The 20,259-nt window shown below is 73.4% G+C and carries 21 protein-coding genes; 10 read left to right on the top strand and 11 right to left on the bottom strand.

Going from position 1 to position 20,259, the window contains the following annotated elements; translation table 11 throughout:
• Positions 1 to 7 precede the first annotated feature (7 nt).
• Entirely contained in the window at positions 8 to 658 is a 651-nt protein-coding gene (locus ABZ914_RS05600; RefSeq protein ID WP_500191878.1) for a helix-turn-helix domain-containing protein, read from the top strand.
• Between the two features lie 11 nt (positions 659 to 669).
• Here ABZ914_RS05600 and ABZ914_RS05595 read toward each other — a convergent pair whose 3' ends face one another.
• The 4 genes from ABZ914_RS05595 to ABZ914_RS05580 all read right to left on the bottom strand — a co-directional run bounded on the left by ABZ914_RS05595 (position 670) and on the right by ABZ914_RS05580 (position 4,798).
• Positions 670 to 2,013 (bottom strand): hypothetical protein, encoded by a 1,344-nt coding sequence (locus ABZ914_RS05595; RefSeq protein ID WP_500191877.1) that lies wholly within the window; start codon positions 2,011 to 2,013, stop codon positions 670 to 672.
• Positions 2,014 to 2,165: 152 nt separating this feature from the next.
• Positions 2,166 to 2,723: a cysteine hydrolase family protein gene (locus ABZ914_RS05590; protein ID WP_500191875.1), complete on the bottom strand. Its 558-nt coding sequence runs from the start codon at positions 2,721 to 2,723 to the stop codon at positions 2,166 to 2,168.
• Positions 2,720 to 4,165, bottom strand: a complete 1,446-nt coding sequence (locus ABZ914_RS05585) for an MFS transporter (RefSeq protein ID WP_500191874.1) — start codon at positions 4,163 to 4,165, stop codon at positions 2,720 to 2,722. Before ABZ914_RS05585 ends, ABZ914_RS05590 begins: the two co-directional genes overlap by 4 nt.
• A gap of 270 nt (positions 4,166 to 4,435) precedes the next feature.
• Positions 4,436 to 4,798, bottom strand: coding sequence for a DsrE family protein (locus ABZ914_RS05580; protein ID WP_190863851.1), 363 nt, complete (start codon positions 4,796 to 4,798; stop codon positions 4,436 to 4,438).
• Between the two features lie 159 nt (positions 4,799 to 4,957).
• Here ABZ914_RS05580 and ABZ914_RS05575 point away from each other — a divergent pair, with 159 nt between their 5' ends.
• The 4 genes from ABZ914_RS05575 (at position 4,958) to ABZ914_RS05560 (ending at position 7,731) form a co-directional block, all read left to right on the top strand.
• On the top strand, positions 4,958 to 5,443 hold the full coding sequence (locus ABZ914_RS05575; RefSeq protein ID WP_190863853.1) for a heme-binding beta-barrel domain-containing protein: 486 nt from the start codon (positions 4,958 to 4,960) through the stop codon (positions 5,441 to 5,443).
• A 303-nt stretch (positions 5,444 to 5,746) separates the two neighbouring features.
• Entirely contained in the window at positions 5,747 to 6,163 is a 417-nt protein-coding gene (locus ABZ914_RS05570; protein ID WP_190863855.1) for a Fur family transcriptional regulator, read from the top strand.
• A gap of 9 nt (positions 6,164 to 6,172) precedes the next feature.
• Complete coding sequence (gene ygfZ / locus ABZ914_RS05565) at positions 6,173 to 7,153, top strand: CAF17-like 4Fe-4S cluster assembly/insertion protein YgfZ (protein WP_500191872.1); 981 nt, start codon at positions 6,173 to 6,175, stop codon at positions 7,151 to 7,153.
• A gap of 80 nt (positions 7,154 to 7,233) precedes the next feature.
• The gene (locus tag ABZ914_RS05560; protein ID WP_500191870.1) at positions 7,234 to 7,731 is read left to right on the top strand and encodes a hypothetical protein; all 498 of its coding nucleotides are present in this window, start codon (positions 7,234 to 7,236) and stop codon (positions 7,729 to 7,731) included.
• 36 nt (positions 7,732 to 7,767) lie between these two features.
• Here the strand turns inward: ABZ914_RS05560 and dtd are convergent, their stop codons facing one another.
• Positions 7,768 to 8,193: a D-aminoacyl-tRNA deacylase gene (dtd, locus tag ABZ914_RS05555; protein ID WP_190863862.1), complete on the bottom strand. Its 426-nt coding sequence runs from the start codon at positions 8,191 to 8,193 to the stop codon at positions 7,768 to 7,770.
• A 20-nt stretch (positions 8,194 to 8,213) separates the two neighbouring features.
• Here dtd and ABZ914_RS05550 point away from each other — a divergent pair, with 20 nt between their 5' ends.
• The gene (locus tag ABZ914_RS05550; RefSeq protein ID WP_433142242.1) at positions 8,214 to 9,041 is read left to right on the top strand and encodes a beta-keto acid cleavage family enzyme; all 828 of its coding nucleotides are present in this window, start codon (positions 8,214 to 8,216) and stop codon (positions 9,039 to 9,041) included.
• Positions 9,042 to 9,197: 156 nt separating this feature from the next.
• Complete coding sequence (locus tag ABZ914_RS05545) at positions 9,198 to 10,175, top strand: asparaginase (RefSeq protein ID WP_500191868.1); 978 nt, start codon at positions 9,198 to 9,200, stop codon at positions 10,173 to 10,175.
• Positions 10,176 to 11,125: 950 nt separating this feature from the next.
• On the opposite strand, the gene ABZ914_RS05540 is transcribed toward ABZ914_RS05545, so the two are convergent.
• From ABZ914_RS05540 to ABZ914_RS05530, 3 genes are read right to left on the bottom strand one after another with little or no spacing between them, the layout of a single operon-like run.
• Positions 11,126 to 11,545: a hypothetical protein gene (locus tag ABZ914_RS05540; protein WP_190863868.1), complete on the bottom strand. Its 420-nt coding sequence runs from the start codon at positions 11,543 to 11,545 to the stop codon at positions 11,126 to 11,128.
• A 41-nt stretch (positions 11,546 to 11,586) separates the two neighbouring features.
• Complete coding sequence (locus tag ABZ914_RS05535) at positions 11,587 to 12,816, bottom strand: CynX/NimT family MFS transporter (protein WP_500191866.1); 1,230 nt, start codon at positions 12,814 to 12,816, stop codon at positions 11,587 to 11,589.
• A complete protein-coding gene (locus ABZ914_RS05530; RefSeq protein WP_500191865.1) occupies positions 12,813 to 13,523 on the bottom strand; it encodes a FadR/GntR family transcriptional regulator in 711 nt (236 codons plus the stop codon). The genes ABZ914_RS05535 and ABZ914_RS05530 overlap by 4 nt, the downstream gene beginning before the upstream one ends.
• Before the next feature lie 210 nt (positions 13,524 to 13,733).
• On the opposite strand from ABZ914_RS05530, the gene ABZ914_RS05525 reads away from it, so the two are divergent.
• Complete coding sequence (locus ABZ914_RS05525; RefSeq protein WP_500191863.1) at positions 13,734 to 14,147, top strand: hypothetical protein; 414 nt, start codon at positions 13,734 to 13,736, stop codon at positions 14,145 to 14,147.
• A 204-nt stretch (positions 14,148 to 14,351) separates the two neighbouring features.
• Here ABZ914_RS05525 and ABZ914_RS05520 read toward each other — a convergent pair whose 3' ends face one another.
• Positions 14,352 to 16,118, bottom strand: a complete 1,767-nt coding sequence (locus ABZ914_RS05520; protein ID WP_500191862.1) for a DUF2207 domain-containing protein — start codon at positions 16,116 to 16,118, stop codon at positions 14,352 to 14,354.
• 42 nt (positions 16,119 to 16,160) lie between these two features.
• On the opposite strand from ABZ914_RS05520, the gene ABZ914_RS05515 reads away from it, so the two are divergent.
• Positions 16,161 to 17,120: a neutral zinc metallopeptidase gene (locus tag ABZ914_RS05515; protein ID WP_190863880.1), complete on the top strand. Its 960-nt coding sequence runs from the start codon at positions 16,161 to 16,163 to the stop codon at positions 17,118 to 17,120.
• 106 nt (positions 17,121 to 17,226) lie between these two features.
• Positions 17,227 to 17,523, top strand: a complete 297-nt coding sequence (locus tag ABZ914_RS05510; RefSeq protein ID WP_190863882.1) for a YiaA/YiaB family inner membrane protein — start codon at positions 17,227 to 17,229, stop codon at positions 17,521 to 17,523.
• A 77-nt stretch (positions 17,524 to 17,600) separates the two neighbouring features.
• Here the strand turns inward: ABZ914_RS05510 and ABZ914_RS05505 are convergent, their stop codons facing one another.
• Complete coding sequence (locus ABZ914_RS05505; protein WP_500191861.1) at positions 17,601 to 17,840, bottom strand: DUF397 domain-containing protein; 240 nt, start codon at positions 17,838 to 17,840, stop codon at positions 17,601 to 17,603.
• Positions 17,841 to 18,048: 208 nt separating this feature from the next.
• Complete coding sequence (locus ABZ914_RS05500; protein ID WP_500191859.1) at positions 18,049 to 19,689, bottom strand: Scr1 family TA system antitoxin-like transcriptional regulator; 1,641 nt, start codon at positions 19,687 to 19,689, stop codon at positions 18,049 to 18,051.
• Positions 19,690 to 20,259: the final 570 nt, after the last annotated feature.

Genomic DNA, 20,259 nt, shown 5'->3' with positions numbered 1-20,259 from the left:
TAGGGGGATGGACACCCTGGAGCTGCTCGCCCACCCCGTCCGGCTGCGCGTCGTCCACGCGCTGCGCGGCGGCCGGCCGCTCAGCACGTCCGAGCTCCGCGAGCGGATCCCGGACGTCTCGAAGGCGACCGTCTACCGGCACATCGAGCTGCTGGTCGACGGCGGCGTCCTGGAGGTCGCCGAGGAGCGCCGGGTGCGCGGTGCGGTCGAGCGCCGCTACCGGCTCCGCCAGGAGCGCGCGGTGATCGACCCGGCCGCGCCGCTGTCCCGGGACGACCACCGGCGAGGGTTCGCGGCGGCGACCGCCGCCCTCATCGCCGCGTTCGGCGCCTACCTCGACCGCGACGGCAGCGACCCGGCCGCCGACCTGGTCGGATACCGGCAGCACGCCGTCTGGCTCAGCGAGGAGGAGCTGCTCGAACTGATCGCCGGGATGCGCGCCGCGATCGCCCCGCGGCTCGCGAACGGCCCGGCGCCCGGCCGCGCCCAGTACCTGCTGAGCCCGATCCTCTTCCCGATCGAACCCGCACCAACGGAACCCGCACCAGCGGAACCCCCGGCAGCGGCCCCCTCAGCGGCGGCCCCCTCAGCGGCGGACCCCTCAGCGGCGGACCCCTCAGCGGCGGAGCCCCCGGCAGCGGATTCCGGACCCGCCTGACGGGCGGGGCCCTACTGCGGCGATCCCGCGTCCCGGCCCTCCCGAGGGTCCCGTGCGCCGAAGGCGTCCGTCGAGTCCGGTGCGCCGGGCACCTCCGCTGCGTCGGGCGCCTCGGCTGCGTCGGGCGCCTCGGCTGCGTCGGGCATGGCTGCTCCGCGAATCACGGCACCTGCGGTGGGCGTGGCGGGTGCGTCCGGACTCGGCGGCCCGGGGATCTCCTGCTCGGGCCGCACGCGGGTCCGGATCCAGGCCGGGAGCGACTTGCGCCGGGGCTCCGGCCGGTACCGGCCGCGCGGCGCCACCGCCATGATCGCCGCCGCGGCGGCGTCCGCGACCCGCTCCGACGACGCCAGGCCGGGGCCGTCCGGCGGTTCCGGCGCGGGCCGCAGCTCGCGGGGCCGTCCCACGATCTCCACCCCGCTCCGCCGCAGCGCGGCCACGTCCTCCTCCGCCCACGCCGCCACGAGGTCCCGCGCCGAGTCGGGGACGGCGACCGGGCCGCCGCGCTCGCCGCGCACGAGCAGGCCGTTCAGCAGGATCTCCTCGCGCAGCGCCCGGCACTCGAAGGTGCTCCAGCCCGAGTCCTCCAGCCGCCGGTTCAGCGCGACCATCAGCTCGGTCTCCTCGCTGGTCAGCCCGCCGTGGGTGCGGCGCGCCCGCACGTCGGCGGACGGCCGGCCGGAGCAGCCGGGCGCGCCGACGGCGGCGGCGAAGCGGCGCCACAGCAGGTCCGCCGGGGAACCGGGGTTGATCACGACGCGGACCCGGTCCGGGCCGACCGCGGCGGCCCACCGCCGGACCAGGCCGCCGAGCCAGAAGGCCCGCCACAGGTGCAGGTCGAGCTCCTCCTCGATCGCCTCCGGGCCGCGCTCGCGCTGCTCGACCAGCGCCGCGAAGTACTCCTCGATCGTGGAGTGCCGGCCGTTGCGGACGTGCTGCTGCCACAGCGACGGCAGCGACCGGTCCAGCCGCCGGGTGGTGATCACGATCTCGACGTCCGCGCCGTCGAACTCCGCGAGCAGCCGGGCCACCGCCGCCGACCGGATCACCGACAGCGCCTCGGCGGAGATCAGCACGGTGTCCGGCCAGGCGCGGACCTTCTCCATCAGCCGCAGCCACTTGTCGCGCTCCCCGGCGGCGTCGTCGGCCGAGACCCATGGGTACTCGTCGCCGAGAAGCCCGCGCGTCGCGCGTTCGTGGTTCTCGATCGCGTCCGGGAGGACCTCTCTGATCGAGTCCGGGTAGAGGATGCCCGCCTCCCGCGCGAGCGGTTCCGCGATGTGGCCGAGCACGTCCTGCAGGTAGGTGGTGCCCGACTTCTGCTGCCCGATATGCAGGATGACCTTCGCTGCCATGGACCCGCCCCTTCCCCGAACCCGAGAGTGCTGAGAACCCGGCGTTTTCCCTGGTCATCGCACCATAGGCGGGTTCGGGGCGGGGGCAGAAGGCGGGCGGGCGAAGGTTAGCGCAGGGTTAACGCGCTCTTCCCCGTTCACCCAGCCTTCTTTCAGGCTTCGGTCAGGATCCTCGTCCAGGCGTCCACGGAGACGACGTCGGCCTGGCGGGGGAAGACCTTCTCGGTGAGGACGCGGTGGACCTCGGGGTCGGGGTCGGCGCAGCCGTCGGCGAGGACGGTGATCTGGAAGTCGAGGTCGGCGGCCTGCCGCAGCGTCGACAGGACGACCCCGCTCGTCGCGATCCCCGCCAGCACCAGGTGGTCGATCCCGCGCGAGCGCAGGACGAGGTCCAGGTCGCTGCCCGCGAACGCGCTCACCCGCTTCTTGGTGATCACCGGCTCGTCGGGCCGCACGCCGAGGTCGGGGTGGATCGCGGCGTTCGGGTCGGACGGGGTGAAGGCGCCGTCCGGCAGCGCCCCGAACGCCTTGTTGCGGGGGTTCTTGTCGGGGTGGCCCTCGCGGAAGCCGACGACGACGTGCAGTACGGGCACGCCGGCCTTGCGCGCGGCGTTCACGGCGCCGACCACGCGCGGCAGGTAGGCGTCGTCCTCGACGCGCCCGACCATCCCGTTCTGCAGGTCCATCGCGAGCAGGGCGGTGTTCGTCATGACTGTCCAATCTCTCGGGAGGCGGGGCCGATGCGGCCCAGCGAGCGGTCCACCACCGTCACCAGCAGGAACGCGACGGAGATGGCGAGCATGAACCAGGCCAGGTGGTGCATCCCGGGGGTGCCGGCGCGCTGCCCGAAGAACGCGCCGTCGGCCGCGGACGCGACGATCGCGCCGAGGTAGCCGAAGGTGCGCAGCAGCCCGGCGGACGACGCGAGCCGCTCCGGGTCGGCCTGGTGGTAGACGGCGTTCTGGAGGGCGAGGCTGTTCAGCCCCTGCGGGACGCCGACGACGACCGCGACGGCCACGATCACCCAGATCGGGCTGGCGGAGTGCAGCACCAGCAGCAGCGCGCACGCGGCGACCTGCCCGACCGCGCCCGCGAGGAGCTTCCCGCGGATCTCCGCGCGCCGTCCCGTGAGGGTCGAGACGATGATCGCGGTGCCGAAGAGCGGGAGCTGCACGAGGCCCGTCTGGGACGCCGACAGGCCGCGCCCCTCCTCCAGCCATTGCGTGTAGCCGTAGAGGAACGCGTACATGACGATGTAGGCGAGGAGCGCGCGCACATAGGTGATGAGCAGCGGCTTGTTGCCGCCGAGGACGCGCAGGTCGATGAACGGCGCCTCCACCCGCAGCTCGCGGACGGTGAAGGCCGCCGCCGCCACGGCCACCACGCCCAGCAGGTACAGGTGCGCTATGGCGGGCTCCATCAGGAACACCAGCAGCGCGATGAGCATGACGGCGAAGAGGCCCATGCCCGCCATGTCCAGGCCCGCCAGGCGGCGCTCACCGGCGGCGCGTTCGGGGAGCGGCGTCCTGGGCAGGCGCAGGAGGCCCAGCGCGATCCCGGCCAGCGCCAGCGGGATGTTGAGCGCGAGCGTGGTGCGCCATCCGCCGAGGCCGATCAGCAGCCCGCCGAGGGACGGCCCGATGACCGCGATCGTCTGCGTGGTCACCGCGAGCGCCGTGAGGACGCCGGCGGGGCTGTCGTGCCCGGTCCGCCGCGCCTCGCTCCGGATCAGCGACATCGCCGCCGGATAGCCGGCGCACGTCCCGAACCCGAGCAGCACCCGCGCCCCGATGAGCACCCACAGGTTCGGCGCGAGCACGCCGACCACGCCCGCGAGGCCGGTCAGCGCCGTCCCGGCGAGGAACAGCCGGCGCGGCCCGAACAGGTCGATCAGCCGCCCGACCACCGGCTGCCCGATCGCCGTCGCCAGGTACAGCGCGGAGATCAGCCAGGCGGTGCGGGACGGCGGCGCCCCGAACGCGGCGCCGATCGGCACCAGCGCGACGGAGATGATCGACGAGTTCACCGGGTTCAGGACGCTGCCGAGCATCATCGGCGCCAGGAGCCGCCGGTCGAACCCGTCCGGCGGGCCTTCCCGCCCGGTGCGGCGCCGGCGCAGCGAGCCCGTGACCCGGGTGAGCACCGAGGTCATCGGCCTCGCCGTCCCCGCGGCGCGGTCCCTTCCCGTCCTCGTTCCGTTCCGCCCGTTTCGTCCATGCCCTCCACAGTAGTTTCATCAGGCTGAGCTGTCCAGTTAAAACTGAACAAATGGAGCTGAGCAGGCCGGGCTGGCTGAATCGCGTGGTGTTCCGGCGCGCGCCGCTCGGGGGCAGGCCGGGCGTGCGCGCCGCTCGGGGCAGGCCGTTTCAGGGCAGGCGTGAACGCCTGATCGGCTTCCGCCGACGGGCCGGACGGGCCGTGCTCAGTAGACGAGCGCCTGCACGTCCGGTGCGGTGATCTCCTCGACGAACGTCGGTGCGCCGGCGATCCGGACGCCCGGTAGCACGTCGTCCGGGCCGATGCCCCGGCGTGCCGCGCACTGCGTGCACAGCGTGACGCGTCCGGCGGCGAGGATCACGGCGAGCAGGTCGTCCAGCGGCGTCGCGTGCTCCAGCTCGAAGCCCGCGGCGCGGCCGGGCAGGGCGAACCACGCGGACTCGCCCGTCAGCCACAGCGAGATCGCCACGCCGCTGGCCGCGGCGGCCGCCGCTACCGTGAACGCCTGGTTGCACCGCTCCGGCGCGTCGGCCCCCGCCGTCACCTTGATAACCAGAGGTCTCGCCATAGCCGCACTCTAGTCCCGCGAGCCCGCGTAGCATCGTGCGGCGTGAGCGGCATGGTGAACGCGGGTGTCCTGGTCCTCGCTCTCGCGCTGGTGGCGGTGGCGGCCGTCCTGCTGGTGGTGCGGCTCGGACGGCTGAAGTGACCGCTACGCTCGGTGCCCATGGAGTTTGAGCTGCACCCCGACCTTGAGCCGCTGAAGTTCCTCCTGGGCACGTGGGAGGGCGCCGGCGTCGGCGGCTATCCCACCATCGAGGGCTTCAACTTCGGGCAGGAGATCTCCTTCACCCACATCGGCAAGCCGTTCCTCGTCTACGCCAGCCGCAGCTGGCTGATCGAGCCGGACGGCACGCTGGGCCGTCCGCTGGCCGTGGAGACCGGCTACTGGCGTCCGCGGCCGAACCACGAGGTCGAGGTCACGCTCGCCCACCCCACCGGCATCGTCGAGATCTACGTGGGCAACGTCGCCTTCAACCGCGTCGAGCTCCAGACCGACGTGGTGGCGCGGACCGAGTCGGCCAAGGAGGTCACCGGGGGCTCGCGCCTGTACGGCCTCATCGGCGAGGACCTCGGCTGGGCCTACGACATGGCCGCCATGGGGCAGCCGCTCCAGTCGCACCTCTCGGCGCAGCTGAAGCGCGTCGGCTGACGGCCCGGACATGGAACGATCCCCGGACCTTCCCGCGGGTGCGGGGCGATGGACAGGACTGGTCCATCGGTCCGGGGATCGGGTAACTGCCTGGTATTCGCCGGTCACCGTCGCGACCGGTTGCCACCGCCCGAGGGCGGCGGCGCCGAGGCGGAACGGCGACTAGCGGACAGCCACCTCGCGAGTCCCAGAATCAACCATTTCTTGGACCACCTCCTTTCGCGCGTACCCCGCACGCTATGCGAGCCCCCGGCGTGGAGGCAAACGAGTTTTCGGCGACCCCGTCCGGCATACACTCGGGGCATGGTCGAGTCGTGGCAGGAGGAGCTGCGGGCCAAGGGGTACCGGGTCACCCCCCAGCGCCAGCTGGTGCTCGAGGCCGTCACCAACCTCGAACACGGGACACCCGAGGACATCTGTACCGAGGTGCAGCGCACCGCCCGCGGCGTGAACATCTCCACCGTCTACCGGACGCTGGAGCTGCTTGAGGAGCTGGGGCTCGTCAAGCACGCCCACCTGGGCCACGGACCGCCGAACTACCACCTCGCCGCCGAGGCCGAGCACATCCACCTGGTGTGCCGCGGCTGCCACACCGTGCAGGACGTCGACCCGAAGGCCGCCGCCGGTCTCGCGGACCTGCTGGAGCACGATTTCGGGTTCGAGACGGACGTGCACCACCTCACGGTCTACGGGCGGTGCAAGGACTGCCGCGCGACATAGTCTGGCTCCATGGAGAGCCCGCTGCTGCAGTCGCCCGGAGCCGTCGCCGCCGATGAGCCCGACCAGGAAGTCGCCGCGCACTACGGGGAGCCGTCGCAGGAGCAACGCGCCCTCGAAGGCGGCACGGCGTTCGTCGATCGCGGCAACCGCGGCGTGGTGCGGGTCTCCGGGCCGGACCGCCTGAGCTGGCTGCACAGCCTGCTGAGCCAGCATCTGGACGCGCTGAAGCCGTTCGAGCCGACCGAGGCGCTGCTGCTCAGCCCGCAGGGCCACATCGAGCACCACATGTTCCTGATCGACGACGGCGAGGCCGTGTGGGCGCACGTCGAGCCGGGCCGGGCGCCCGCGCTCGCGGAGTTCCTCGACCGGATGCGGTTCATGCTGCGCGTCGAGGTCGCGGACGTGTCGGACGAGTACGCGGTGATCACCGGGCCGGAGGGCGGCGGTCTCGCCTGGCCCGACGTCGCCGGGACGTTCACCCGGATCGTCCCGAGGTCGGAAGGCTTCCCGGACGGCCTGCGCCCCGCCGGGATCTGGGCGTACGAGGCGCTGCGGATCGCCGAGCGGCGCCCCCGGTTCGGCCTCGACACCGACCACCGGACGATCCCGCACGAGGTGGGGTACGTCGAGACGGCCGTCCACCTGAACAAGGGCTGCTACCGGGGCCAGGAGACGGTCGCGCGCGTCCACAACCTGGGGCGCCCGCCCCGCCGCCTGGTGTTCCTGCACCTGGACGGCAGCGTCGACCGGCTGCCCGCGCACGGCGACCCGGTCGAGGTCCCCGGCGGGCGGACGATCGGGTTCGTCGGGTCCGCGGCGCGCCACCACGAGCTGGGGCCGATCGCGCTGGCGCTGGTCAAGCGGAACGTGCCCGTCGACGCGGAGCTGCTGGCGGGCGGCGTGGCCGCCGCGCAGGAGGTCGTGGTGTCGCCGGAAACGGGGGCCAACGCGCAGATCGATCTCCGGAGGCGGCCCGCAAATCGCGGGTAAAGCGGCGACCTGCGGGGCAATATCGTCTGATATAGACGATTTCTGACCGGCCACCGCCCGGGGAAGGTGGATTCCTACCGATGGTCGCGAACCTGGGGAGAGAGAAGCCGCCGGCCGCGCGCAGGGGCACCCGCCGCCGCCGTCCCCGCCGGGAGTCCGCGCTGGTGTGGTGGGCCCTGTTCGCGGTGGTCGCCGGTGCCGCCTGGTACCTGCACTCGTGGCGGGTGGCGCTGCTCGGGCTCCTCGGCTGGTGCCTGTACGAGTTCCTGCTCGTCCCGACGCTGTGCCGGGTGCTGACGCGTCAGGGAGCCCCCTGCATCGAGCGCGCGCGCGGACGGCTGTTCGCGTGCTCGTCCAGCCACCAGCACGTGAAGAACGACGCGCTGTGGAAGCTCATCGGTATGCGCAACCCGTCCCGCAGGAAGCCCGGCCCGGAGGAGGCGGAGGGCGGCACCGGCGTGGTCGTGCACTCCGCCAGCGTGCGCGGACGGCTCGCCCCGGCGGACCGGGCCCTGATCCTGCTCGCGGGCGCCGGAACCATCGTCACGGTCGTCGGGATGATCTACGGCTTCGGCTGACCCCGGGCGCCGTTCCGGGGGCGTCGGCGCTGCGGGTCAGATGTCGACGACGAGGGTGATCGGGCCGTCGTTCACCAGCGAGACGGCCATGTCGGCGCCGAAGACGCCCGTCTCCACCTTGGCGCCCAGCGTCCGGAGCTCCTGGACCACCGCGTCCACCAGGGGTTCCGCCACCGGGCCGGGCGCGGCGGCCGTCCAGGTCGGGCGGCGGCCCTTCCGCGCGTCCCCGTACAGTGTGAACTGGCTCACCACGAGCAGCGGCGCGTTCAGGTCCGAGCACGACTTCTCGTCCTTGAGGATGCGCAGGCCCCACAGCTTGGACGCCAGTTTCCGCGCCTTCGCCTCGTCGTCGTCGTGCGTCACCCCCACCAGGACCATCAGTCCCGGCCCGTCGATCTGCCCCACGACGCGCCCCTCCACGGACACGCTCGCCTGACTCACCCTCTGGACTACGGCACGCATGACCATGCATTCTGCCGCCTATGGGAGCAACGACGCTCATCACGGTGGCGCCCACGGGCGCGGAGTCCGCCAAGGCGGACGTCCCCGCCCTGCCCGTCACCCTGGATGAACTGGTCCAGACGGCCAAGGAATGCGAGGCGGCCGGTGCGGCCGTCATCCACGTGCACATCCGCGACGACGACGCGCGGCCCACCCTCGACCCGTCCCGGCTGCGGGACACGGTCGCGGCGCTGAGGGAGAGCACGGGACTGATCGTCCAACTGTCCACAGGGGGTGCCGTCACCGACCCCTATGAGGACCGCCTGCGCGTCCTGGACGCGGAACCGGACATGTGCTCGCTCACCTGCGGCACGGTCAACTTCGGCGACGACGTCTTCATGAACCCGTGGCCGTTCATGGTGGAGCTGTATCAGCGCACGCAGGAGCTGGAGGTCGTGCCCGAGTTCGAGCTGTTCGACCTCGGACAGGTGGCGGCCCTGAACCGCCTCCTGGACAAGCACGGACCGCCATACGGCGGCCATGTGCACTGCGACCTCGTCATGGGCGTCCCCGGTGGGATGCCCGGGGACGCGCGCTCGCTGGTCGCGGCCGTTGAGGCGCTCCCCGAAGGGGCGACATGGTCGGCCACCGGCATCGGCCGGACGTCCCTGCCCGTCATGTTCGCCGCACTGTCGGCCGGCGGGCACCTGCGGGTCGGCATGGAGGACACCGTCACCTTCGCCAAGGGGCAGCCGGTGACCGCCAACGTTCAGCTCGTGGAGCGCGCCGCGTCCGCCGCCGCGCTGGCGCAACGGCCCGCGATGCCCGTCGCCGACGCCCGCGCCCTCCTGGCCGTCAAACGCCGCTGACCTGCGCGGACACCGTCCGTCCCGCCGATTCCCGGCGGGGGCGGCGCCAGACGGTTATCCACAGAACACAGTTCGGATTCACTTCGGTGCGGTGGGTAACCACCATGGTGACACGCGGGCTCGGGCGGCCCGCGTTCACCGACGACAGGGGGCGCAGTGCAGATCAATCCCGTACTCGTGGAGGTCGAGCGGTCCGGGTTCGTGGAGTCGCGGCACCGCGGCGCCGCGATCGGCCTCGACACCGGCGGCGAACCGGCGGTGCGCGCGGGCGCGCCGGAGGAGCCGATCTTCCCGCGCTCGGCGAACAAGCCGATGCAGGCCGTCGCGATGCTCCGGTCCGGGCTCGACCTCGACGGCGAGCTGCTCGCCCTCGCCGCCGGCAGCCACTCCGGCGAGGACTTCCACGTCGAAGGCGTGGAGAAGATCCTCGCCGGGGCCGGCCTCGGCGCCGCCGACCTGCGCTGCCCCGAGCAGTGGCCGCTGGACCCCGCGACCCAGCAGGAGGTCGCGCGGACGGGCGGCGGCCCGTCCCGGATGCGGATGAACTGCTCCGGCAAGCACGCCGCCATGCTCGCGACCTGCGTCGCCGCCGGATGGCCCACCGAGGGCTACCTCGACCACGGCCACCCGCTGCAGCTCGCGGTCCGCGCCGTCGTCGAGGAACTCGCGGAGGAGCCCGTCGGCGCCGTCGGCGTGGACGGCTGCGGCGCGCCGCTGTTCGCCGTGTCCGTGGCCGGCGTCGCCCGCGCGTTCCGCGCCCTGGTCCTCGCCGGCCCCGGCACCCCCGAGCGCCGCGTCGCCGACGCGATGCGCGCGCACCCGCAGTGGACGTCCGGGACGCGCCGCGAGGAGCGCCTGCTCATGGACGCCGTCCCGGGCCTGCTCGTCAAATGCGGCGCCGAGGGCGTGGACGCGTTCGCCTTCACCGACGGCCGCGCCGGCGCCGTCAAGATCGACGACGGCTCCATGCGAGCCCGCACACCGGTGACGGTCGCCCTGGTCCGCGCCCTGGGCATCGACCAGGACGCCCCGAGCGCCCTGGACGACCTGGCGACCGTCCCCCTCCACGGCGGCGAAGCGCAGGTGGGAGCCATCCGCCCAGCCCCCGAAGTCTTCACTCAACCACCCACGTAACCGGCTCCACTGCTCACGTGACCCCGTGCCCAGCGCCTACGTGCCCCCGGGACCCACCGCCCACGTGACCCCGGACCCACCGCTCAGGTGACCCCGGCCCACGCCGACCCGTGGCACTGCCCAGCGTGGCCGTACGGCGCGAGAGGAACGCGAGCCGTGTCCCTGCGTGGGTGTGCCAGCAGCCTGCCGGTGCGGCGCCGAGAACCAGCCGGTGCATGAGCGGGCAGCTTGTCGGTGTGCGGTCGGGCGCCTGCCGGCGTGGTGGTTGGGAGCTTGTGCGGTTGTGCCTGGAGCCTGTTGGTGCGGGGACCGGGAGCCTGCTGGTACAGGGGCGGCGAGCCTGTCGGTGTGGGGCGGGGAGGCTCCCGGTATGCGGTCGGGCGCTTGCCGGTGTGGTGGCGGGGACCTTGTGTGGGTGGGATCGGAGGCTGTCGGGTGCAGGGGCGGGGAGCCTGCCGGTGTGGGGCCGGGCGCCTCCCGGTGCGGGGGTGGGGAGCTTGTGTGGGTCTGCTCGGAGCCTGCTGGTGCCGGGACCGGGAGCCTGCTGGTGCGGGGCGGGGAGGCCGCCGGTGCCGGGGGCGGGGGCCTGGCGGGTGTGGAGCGGGGAGGCTGCTGGTGTGCGGTCGGGCGCCTGCCGGTGTGGTGGTTGGGAGCTTGTGCGGGTGGGTGTGCTCGGAGCCTGTTGGTGCGGGGACCGGGAGCCTGTCGGAGCGGGGGCCCTGAGCCTGCTGGTGCAGGGGCGGGGGCCTGTCGGTGTGGGGGTGGGGAGCCGCCAGAGCCGGGCTGGGAGTCCGTCGGCCCGGGAGGCTGCCGGTGTGGGGGCTGGGAGTTGGCGGGGGTGGGCGACTGGGGGTGCTGGGGTGGGGCGAGGGTGGAAAGGGGGCGAAAGGGGGTGGAAAGGGGGAGGCCCCGGCGGGTGGGCCGGGGCCTGGATGGGGCTGGGGGCGTGGTCAGGTGTTGCGCTTCGGGCGCTTCAGGGAGTCGACCTCGTTCTTCAGGGCCTGCCGATCCTTAACGATCTTGGCGCGCTCCTTGAGCGTCTTGTTGGCCAGGCCCGGTCCGGTCTGGACACGGGGCTCGCGGCCCGGCTGCGGGTTCTCGTACAGGAACTCCTCCTCCTGCTCGGAGGTCGGCGGGTAGCTGTGCGAGAACATGCCGGGACGGTAGTAGTACAGCCCGCCCTGCTCCATGCCGCGGTGGTTCGTCTGGTCGTTGCGGCGCTCCGGATGGACCTTCCGGGACGACGCGCTGATCGTGACGTAGAGCCAGGCCAACAGCGCCACCGTGCCGATCAGGGGAATGATCCAGGCCCAGAAGATCGGTCCGATGGGATCGGTGTTGGCGTAGGCCATGGCGAGCATCCCGTCCACCTCCCGATGGTCGGCCGTTGCGACGCCTAGGGGTGTGTCCGTTAATTCGCCGCATTAACCTCAGGTGCTGGTATCGGTACCGTCGAACCGAGCGTCCGGTTGCGTCCGGCGGGCAGGCCGGGGACGGCGAGCGCCCCGCAGACCGCCAGCACGGCGATCATCGGAACGGTCCAGCCGCCGGTGGCGTCGTGCAGCGCGCCGATGACGAGGGGGCCGAGGGCCGCGATCACGTAGCCGACGCCCTGCGCCATGCCGGACAGCTGCGCGGCGACCCCGGCGTCATGCGCGCGCAGGCCGATGAACGACAGCGCGGTGGCGAACCCGAGGCCCTGCCCGATGCCGAGGACGATCGCCCACAGCCACACCGTGGCGATCGGCGCCCAGGCGATCCCGGCGAAGCCGACCACGCACAGCGAGCACGTGAGCGTCACCAGCGGGCGCTGGTCGCGCATCCGGCGCTCCAGCAGCGGCACGCCCAGCGAGCCGACCGCCTGGATCGCCGCGGTCAGGGCCAGGACGTAGCCGGCGGCGGTGTCGGTCATCCCGCGGTCCTGGCAGATCGTCGGCAGCCAGCCGAGCACCACGTACGCCAGCAGCGACTGGAGGCCCATGAAGACCGTGACCTGCCAGGCCAGGCCCGTGCGCCACACCAGCGCCGCGGCGGCGCGGGAGGGGGGCGCGGACGGCGCCGACCGCGCGGCGCGAGAGGCCCGCACCGCCTTCGGCAGCCAGATCAGGCCCGCGATCGCCGCGGGCACCGCCAGCAGCCCGAGCGGCAGCCGCCACGAGGAGCCGAACGCGTCCTCGACCGGCACGGCCAGCCCGGACGAGATCGACGCGCCGCCGCTGACGGCGAGCGTGTACACCGCGGTGACGGTGGTGATGGAGTCCGGGTGGTCGCGCTTGATGATGGCGGGCATCGCGATGTTGCCGACGCTGATCGCGATGCCCGCGACCAGCGACCCGGCGAACAGCGGGAAGGGGGCGTCCACGAGCCGCAGCAGCAGCCCGGCGATCAGCAGGCCCATGGCGATGACCAGCAGCGTCTCGCTGCGTGGGGGCCGCCGCAGGAAGGGGGTGACCAGGCCGTAGGACCCGAAGAACACCAGCGGCAGCGTGGTGAGCGCGCCCGCCGCCGTCCCGGACAGGTGGAAGGCGTCCTGGATCTCGGTCAGCACCGGCCCGACCGCGGAGATCGCCGGGCGCAGGTTGACCGCGACCAGGACGATCAGCAGTACCGAGCCGAGCAGTCCGGTCCGCCGCGCCGTCACCGGTCCTCCTCGAGGCCGAGCAGGGCGTCCAGCACGGCGAGGGTCGGTTCGACGACCTCGGCGGCGGCCCGCGCGGCCGCGTCCGGGTCGGACGCGGCGATCGCGTCGAGCACGGCCCGGTGCCTGGCCGGGCCGGCCTCCGGGATCTCGTGGTCGAGCCGGACGGCGCGCATCGCCTCGCCGAGCCGGACGATGAAGAACCGCATCGCCTCGATGAGCACCGGGTTGCCGCTGGCTTCGGCGACGCCGAGGTGGAAGCGGGCGTCGGCGGCGCCGAACTCGGCGGCGCCGTGCTCGTCCGCGCCGGTGGCCTCGTCGCGGGCGCGCAGCAGTTCCTCGAGCCGCTCCAGGTCTGCGGGGGTGCGCCGCCGCGCGGCCAGCCGCGCGGCTTGGACGTCGTAGGCGAGTTGCACCTCGAAGACGTCCCGGGCCGTCGCGTGCGCGACCCCGCCGAGCAGCGGGCGCGGGTCCGCGCTGCTGCGCACGTAGGTGCCGTCGCCGCGCCGCACCTCCAGCACGCCGCAGTGCGACAGCGCGCGGATCGCCTCGCGGACGGCGGGCCGGCTCACGCCGAGCTGCGCGGCGAGGTCCAGCTCGCCGGGGATGCGCTCGCCCACCGGCCAGGAGCCGCCGCTGACCTGCCGCTGGAGCTGGTCGAGCACGGCGTCGACGGTCGACCCGCTCGGAACGGGACTCAGCGCCACCATGACCTCCCTCTGTAAGATGTCAGACATCTTACGAAATGCCCTCGCGCCTTCGAGAGGTGGGGGACGGTCTCAAGGCTCGCCTGGTGCCGCGCCCGCCCGTGGCGTGGGGGCGTTCGTGGTGTGGGGGGCGTTCGTGGGGCGGGGCGTGCGCGGTCGGATGGTTGAAACGCGGACACCGGGTACCCACCCGTGGCGAGGAGGTGTCGCCACATGCTCGGCAGTTCCGTTCACATCGGGGACATCTACCTGTACACGATCGCCCCCGTGGTGATCTTCCTGGCGATCGCGGGCTGGCTCTTCCTCACGATCTTCGCGTCCAAGGATCCCCGGCGGTCGGCGGGCCGGGACACGCAGATGCCGCACCGCGGCGAGGTGACCGGTGGCGTCCTGCGCGGCAGCCCGTCGCAGCGCAACCGCCGCGACCCGGCGCTCACCCCGGCCGAGCGGGAGCTGGCGCGGCTGGAGGCCGAGCGCGAGGAGGCCGCGCGCCGGGAGGCCGCCGCACGCGACGCCGCCGAACGGGAACGCGCCGCGAAAGCCCGCGCCGCCGCGACGCGGCGCAAGTTCGGCCCGCTCCGCTGGATCCACAAGAGGCACGCGGGCGACATCCGCCAGGTCAGGTGATGCGAGCCCGGACCGCATCTCCCCCCGACGCGGCGCCTGCCGGAACGGCCACTCACCCACCCCCCGGATCGGCAGGCGCCGTCCGACCCCGCGGCGGCCGCCGGGACCCATCCCGGCGCCCGTCGCGGGTCCGATCCGCCCTCGCGGGTTCCTCCGTGCCCGATCCGTCCCCGGCCGGGACGGGCCGGGGACGGTTCCGCCAGGTCAGAGGCCGCGGGACTGGGAGATCGAGCCGGACGTCGCGAGGGTGAAGGTGCGCATCGACTCGGCGAAGTTGGACAGGTCCCACTCGGCGGGGCCCTCGTACCAGTAGAGGTTGTCGGCGCCCTCGGCGCGCTCGCCGGCGTCCTTGACCGTCTCGGCCCACTTGCCGACGACGTCGAAGACGACCGCGTACGGCAGGAAGCGGGAGAACAGCGCGATGCGCTGCTGGGACGCGACGGCCTCGCCGTCCGGGATCGCGCCGCGCTCCAGGAACGCGCGGAAGCCGATCGTGTGCGCGAGGACGGTGGAGCCGCGCGCGGTCTTGGCGGGCATGTACTGGCCGCCGTAGGCGAGGGCGGCGCCCGCGATGATCAGCGCGAGGCCGGCGAGCGCCCACTCGGTGGTGAGGGCGAGCGCGACGGTCGCGGCGATGCCGAGGACGGTCAGCGCGATGCCGAACACGGTCCACCGGGACCGGACGGTGTCGGGCCGCCGCGCGAACCAGCCCTGCTTCACCACGTCGTCGTACATCGCGGCGCGCACCTGCGCGAGCTTCGTGGCGAACGTGCCGCCGAGCTCGGACAGCTTCACCGCGTCGCGCGGCGCGCCGTCCCGGCCGGTCATCAGCGCGTCCAGCAGGATCCGCTCGTAGGGGAGCAGGTCGACGGGGGGCCGGCCGAGGCGGCGCAGCGTCCAGTCGAGGCGGCCGGTGCGGGCCCGGTCCTCCTCCTCGATGAGCAGGTAGCCGCGGACGGCGAGGTCCACGATCGTCGCGGTCACGTCGATGACGTCGGCCTGCTCGTCGATCAGGGTGCCGATCTGGCCGGGCCGCACCCCGTTCGGCGGCTCGAACTCGGCGCCGACGACCGGCGCCTGGTCGCCCACGGAGGCGTGCTTGCCGACGACGCGGGCGTCGCGCCCGCGCAGCAGGTACAGCGCGGCGACGCCGCCGCCGAGCAGCACCAGCAGGCCGAGCAGGACGCCGCCGGTGACCGCGTTGACGGAGAACGCGGTCGCGACGGTGTGCCGCCGCTCGTAGATCGCGCGGCCGCCGGTGGTGCCGGGCGGGAGCCCGGCGACGACGGTGAGGTACTCGCCGGGCAGCATCTCGCGCTGGCTGTAGACGCCCTGCGTGTGGGCGTGGTTGGTGTAGTACTGCGTGCAGCCGATGGTGCTCTTCAGCGGTCCGGCGAAGCAGTTGACGCTGCGGATCATCGCGGTGGCGTCGACGGTCGCGGTGGCCGCGTCGACGGGGACCCTCCAGCCGCCCGCGGCGGGCCAGCGCAGCTCCTCGGCGGAGCCGAGCTGGTCGATGGCGCCGCGCAGGTCGTATTCGAGGACGACGGTGTGCGCGCCGGTCAGCTTGCCGCTTCCGGTCACCTTGACCGTGGTGTCGGTGTCGCCGGCGGACGTGGAGACGCGGGTGGGGCCGCCGTCCGGGCTGGTGGCGCGCAGGGAGCCGATCTCGTAGACGCGGTCCTGGGTGATGCTCTCGTGGCTGCGCGTCGGGAACGTCCGCTGCAGCCGGGAACGCCCCGCGAACTGGTAGACGATCGTCTCCTTGACCCGGATCACGCCGCCTTTGCCGGGGGCCAGGGCCACGTCGTCCTTCAGCACCCGCTCGGCCCCGGCGGCCCGCCCGGGCGCGGCCGCGGAACGCACGTCCGCCGCCGCCGCGGATACGCCGGTCGCCAGGGGCAGGAGGGAACCGGCCGCCAGCGCGAGCACCACCGGTCGCAAACGACACAACGCCGCAAGAGCAGACATGGCCGCAAATGGTATCGGCTATGCGTGCGATGATTCTTCGCTATGGCAGGTCACTACCCCCCGCCTCGGCCGGCGCCTCCGTACGGTCCGCCTGCCTACGGTCCGCCGCCGCAGTACCGGTACGTCCCGGCGCGCAGGCCGCCGCGCCGCAGCGCCGGCGGGACGATCGCGGGGATCTTCGGCGGGCTGACGGCGTTCGTCGTCCTCGGCATCCTCGGCTTCTCGCTGTTCGGCGGCGAGGGCGGCATCGGCACCCACGTCCGTTCCGCCGCGCCGCGGACGGCGTCGCGCAGCACGGCGACCGACAACAAGCTGTACGCGACGGGTGCGCTGACGCCGGTGCGGTGCGTCCTGCCCCGGCTCGTGCCGGGCCCAGCGTCGATGCGCCGGTTCATGAACGTCCTGAGCGACTGCCTGGACGCGTCGTGGAGCAAGCAGTTCAAGAAGGCCGGGATACGGTTCGACACCCCGAACCGGGTCTTCTGGCAGACGCCGGGGTCGAGCCCGTGCGGCAGCTACCCGGCGCCGGGCGCGTCCGCGTTCTACTGCCCGGCGAACAACACGATGTACGTGGGTCTGACGAACGTGGTGGAGACGTCCGGCGGCGAGCCGCTGTCGCACTACGCGGTGTTCGCGCGGGTCATCGCGCACGAGTACGGCCACCACGTCCAGGACCGGGCGGGCATCCTGCTGTACGGCGACGCCGAGATGGAGAAGGGCGACACCGCGACCCGGACGGAGGCGAGCCGCCGCATCGAGCTGCAGGCGCAGTGCTTCGCCGGGACGTTCCTCAGCTCGGAGCGGGCGACGCTGCCGATGACGCAGGCCCAGTACACCGCGATGATCATCGACGTGCGGGGGCGCGGCGACGAGCGGCTGCCGCCCGACCAGCGCGACCACGGGTCCGGACGGCACTACGCGGGCTGGGTGATCGCCGGCTTCAAGGGCCGCGACCTGTCGGTCTGCAACACCTGGACGGTCCCGCCCTCCGACGTCAGCTGACCCCCGGCCCCGCCCGCCGGCCCGTGTGGGCCGGGTGCGGGCTACTCATGGGTAATTGAGCCTCGGTACTCATGCCCGCCGCGCCGCGCCGCCGCAGACTCGGGCCATGACGAACTCCACACCGCCCGCGCAGGCGGGCAGCACCGCGTTCTTCGTCCAGGCCGCGATCTCGTTCGTGGTCTCCAGCGTCGCCGTCGCCGCCGGCGTGGTCTACCTGCCGGTCAGCGCGTGGGTCCGGGCGTTCCTGGCGGTCGGCCTGCTGTACGTGATCACCTCGACGTTCACCCTGGCCAAGTGCGTCCGCGACCGCCAGGAGAGCCAGGCGGTCACCAGCCGCGTCGACCAGGCGCGGCTCGACAAGCTGCTCGCCGAGCACGACCCCTTCGCCACCCCGTCCGCGTGACCCGGCGCCCGCCGGGCCGCATGGCCGGTTCCGGCCTCCGCGCGGCGCGCGGAGGCCGGACGCATGGACGCCTCCGCTCAGCGGCGCGCGGGCGGGTCGAACATGCCGTTCCGGATCCGCGCCATCAGCGCACGGCCCTCGTCGCCTGTGACGACGAGCGCGCCGGCGCCGGGGTCCTTGCTGTCGCGGATCGCGACCAGCCCGCCGGCCGGACGGCACATCTCGACGCACTCGTTGCCGTCCCGCGAGAAGCGGCTCTTACGCCATTCGAGCGTGTCCGAAATCTCGTGGGGAATCGCGGGCACTACTCTGCCCATAAGGGTGAACCTTTCCGGTGGATGCCTTCTTCTGGCCGGGTTTGCTCGCCACGGTGGGCGGCGTCCTGGCGCAATCAGGACGCCGCCCGCGGCAGGCCCCCACGACTTGCAGGGTCGCGGGGGCTCGTCGCGTTCACGGGCCGGTCCGGCGGCGGTGCTCGCGGAATGCACGGGACGCGTGGGACGGCCATGCGCGGGACGGCCACCCTCACCGCCGTTCCCGGTCGCCGCCGGGCGGCGGCAGCGTGGGCCGGCCGGTGAACCAGCCGGGGGCCTCCGGGGTCGGGTCGTGGAGGATCTCGGTGAGGATCTCCAGGCTCTTCTCCGGCCAGCGGGCGTGCACGCCGAGCGTGTTCAGCGCGACCATGTGCGCGTTGACGTCCGACGGTTCCGTCACGTAGTCGATTCCGGTCAGCCCCTCGCGGCACATGATGTCCGGGAGGGCCTCGTCGCCGAAGCGGAGCCAGGTGATCTGGCCGCGGGACGCCCGGCGGGGCCGCGACTCCGACGGCAGGATCTGCAGCGTCACGTTCGGCCACGTGGTCATGCCGATGAGGTGCGCGATCTGCTCCCGCCACATCGGCGGCGGGCCCACCGGCCGCCGCAGCACCCTCTCGTCCACGATCGCCCACAGCCGGCGCTCGCCGTCCGCGCTGAACCGCCGCTGCCGCGCCATCCGCAGCCGGACGAGTTCGTCGACGTCGTCCGCCGCCAGGTGCGGGCCGCTCCTGGCGGTGACGATGCGGGCGTACGCCTCGGTCTGCAGGAGGCTCGGGATGTGGCGGATCCCGCATGTCCGGATTAGCGAGGTGGACTCCTCCAGCCCCGAGTAGGCGCGCAGCCAGGCGGTGGGACCGTCATCCTGCCGGTTCGCCGAGCCGGGGGACGGGGCTCTCCGGGCGAGTTCGAGCAGCGAGGCGGTCAGCGCGCCGTCCTCCACGCCGTAGAGGGTCAGGAGCGCGGCGACGTCAGGTTCCCGGAGGCTCACCTGCCCGAGCTCCATGCGGCTGATCTTGGCGGGGGACGCGCCGATGGCCTCGCCGGCCTCGCGCGCGGGGAGGCCGCGCGCCTCGCGGAGCCGGTGCAGCATCATCCCGAGCAGGACGCGCTCCGGGTAGGCGGCGCCCGCCGGTCGCCGTGCGAGGTTTTTCGCGCGGCCGTTCCCGCCCGGATGATCGCTCCCCGCCTCCTCCGGCCGGGCCGCCGGAGCGTCCAGCAGGCGGGCGCAGGCGATCGCCCAGAGGCGCATCTGGCCGGTGTCGACGCGGCAGAGTTCGACGATCCGCAGGACCTCGTGCGCCCTTGGGGCGCGGTGCCCGTAGAACAGGCCGGACATCTGCGCTCCCGACAGAGCCGCGTATGCGTCGGTGCCGCCGGCCTTGGCGGACAACCGGGGAAGCTGATGCGGCTCGATCCGGGCCCGCCTGCAGAGCCGCCGGAGCATGCCGACCAGCTCGTCCGGTGTCGCGGCCTGGAGCGGATCGTCGCCCTGCGGTGACGGGCCGTGCGACCGGCGGCCGGGGGCGGCGGTCCTGGCCAGCTCCCGCGCGGGGACGGGATCACCGGAAGCGCGGCCCTCCGCCTTCAGCAGGGCGTCCGTCGCCTGCCATTTCCGGCGCCACGCCTCGACGTCGCCCTCGCAGGCCTCGACGTAGGCCCGCGTGACCTCCCAACTGGGGAACCGCCGCCCGGCCGCCGCCTTGGCGAGCGTCGTGCGCCCGCAGTGCGAGACCGCCGCCAGGGCCCGGTAGCTCGGGTTCCCGGCGTTGGCCCTCAGGTGCCGCAGGTCCTGGGCGAACGCGGGGACAGGCCCTTCCGAGGGGTCGAGGGGGGATTCGGGTCGCGGCATCGCCGCGCCCGGCTAGGAGCGCACCGCCGCCGAGAGCGGCCCTGCCGCCCCCGGCGGCGCGCTCCGCCGCGCCGGCGGGAAGGTGCGCACGTCGTTCTTCCCCTTTCACGTCACTGAATGGAATTCGGCTCGGTCGACGATGGCGCCGAGCGGGCGACACGCGTTTCCCGCCATTCCCGCAACGGGCGTTCGCGGCGCCGGGACGGCTTTCGACCGTGACTTTCCGACGGACGGACTCATCGGCCGGCCGGCCGCCGCACGCCGTCTTTGGTCAACTCGATGACTATCAGCGAGGGCCGCGCCGGGTGTCAAGGACCTGTTGTCCGCGACAGCCCCGGTCAGTCTGCTTGTCAAGGAGTGAACGAGTGGACAACCCCGGTTCCCGGCCAACGCGGGACAACTCCGAACGTCCCTCGTTCGCGCAGGTTACGGCCTGCGCTCCGAGACGGCCTCCGGACCGGGGGCCACGGACAACGCGCGGCCGTGCTTTTCTCCGGTTCCTCCGGCGGGAGCCGTTCCGGCGCGCGCCGCACCGGTTTCTCCAATCGGCCCACCTTTTTTCGCCCCGGA

It is taken from the genome of Spirillospora sp. NPDC046719, assembly GCF_040645715.1.
Classification (GTDB): domain Bacteria; phylum Actinomycetota; class Actinomycetes; order Streptosporangiales; family Streptosporangiaceae; genus Spirillospora.
This window is presented reverse-complemented; position numbering and strand designations above follow the sequence as displayed.

Bases quoted from the DNA above. Each gene is read 5' to 3' on its own strand.
- ABZ914_RS05505 (WP_500191861.1), bottom strand. From the start codon at position 17,840: ATGGGCAGAGTAGTGCCCGCGATTCCCCACGAGATTTCGGACACGCTC.
- ABZ914_RS05600 (WP_500191878.1), top strand. From the start codon at position 8: ATGGACACCCTGGAGCTGCTCGCCCACCCCGTCCGGCTGCGCGTCGTC.
- ABZ914_RS05585 (WP_500191874.1), bottom strand. From the start codon at position 4,165: ATGACCTCGGTGCTCACCCGGGTCACGGGCTCGCTGCGCCGGCGCCGC.
- ygfZ (WP_500191872.1), top strand. From the start codon at position 6,173: ATGGAGAGCCCGCTGCTGCAGTCGCCCGGAGCCGTCGCCGCCGATGAG.
- ABZ914_RS05500 (WP_500191859.1), bottom strand. From the start codon at position 19,689: ATGCCGCGACCCGAATCCCCCCTCGACCCCTCGGAAGGGCCTGTCCCC.
- ABZ914_RS05590 (WP_500191875.1), bottom strand. From the start codon at position 2,723: ATGACGAACACCGCCCTGCTCGCGATGGACCTGCAGAACGGGATGGTC.
- ABZ914_RS05525 (WP_500191863.1), top strand. From the start codon at position 13,734: ATGCTCGGCAGTTCCGTTCACATCGGGGACATCTACCTGTACACGATC.
- ABZ914_RS05560 (WP_500191870.1), top strand. From the start codon at position 7,234: ATGGTCGCGAACCTGGGGAGAGAGAAGCCGCCGGCCGCGCGCAGGGGC.
- ABZ914_RS05550 (WP_433142242.1), top strand. From the start codon at position 8,214: ATGGGAGCAACGACGCTCATCACGGTGGCGCCCACGGGCGCGGAGTCC.
- ABZ914_RS05520 (WP_500191862.1), bottom strand. From the start codon at position 16,118: ATGTCTGCTCTTGCGGCGTTGTGTCGTTTGCGACCGGTGGTGCTCGCG.
- ABZ914_RS05510 (WP_190863882.1), top strand. From the start codon at position 17,227: ATGACGAACTCCACACCGCCCGCGCAGGCGGGCAGCACCGCGTTCTTC.
- ABZ914_RS05580 (WP_190863851.1), bottom strand. From the start codon at position 4,798: ATGGCGAGACCTCTGGTTATCAAGGTGACGGCGGGGGCCGACGCGCCG.
- ABZ914_RS05515 (WP_190863880.1), top strand. From the start codon at position 16,161: ATGGCAGGTCACTACCCCCCGCCTCGGCCGGCGCCTCCGTACGGTCCG.
- ABZ914_RS05575 (WP_190863853.1), top strand. From the start codon at position 4,958: ATGGAGTTTGAGCTGCACCCCGACCTTGAGCCGCTGAAGTTCCTCCTG.
- ABZ914_RS05530 (WP_500191865.1), bottom strand. From the start codon at position 13,523: ATGGTGGCGCTGAGTCCCGTTCCGAGCGGGTCGACCGTCGACGCCGTG.
- ABZ914_RS05595 (WP_500191877.1), bottom strand. From the start codon at position 2,013: ATGGCAGCGAAGGTCATCCTGCATATCGGGCAGCAGAAGTCGGGCACC.
- ABZ914_RS05570 (WP_190863855.1), top strand. From the start codon at position 5,747: ATGGTCGAGTCGTGGCAGGAGGAGCTGCGGGCCAAGGGGTACCGGGTC.
- dtd (WP_190863862.1), bottom strand. From the start codon at position 8,193: ATGCGTGCCGTAGTCCAGAGGGTGAGTCAGGCGAGCGTGTCCGTGGAG.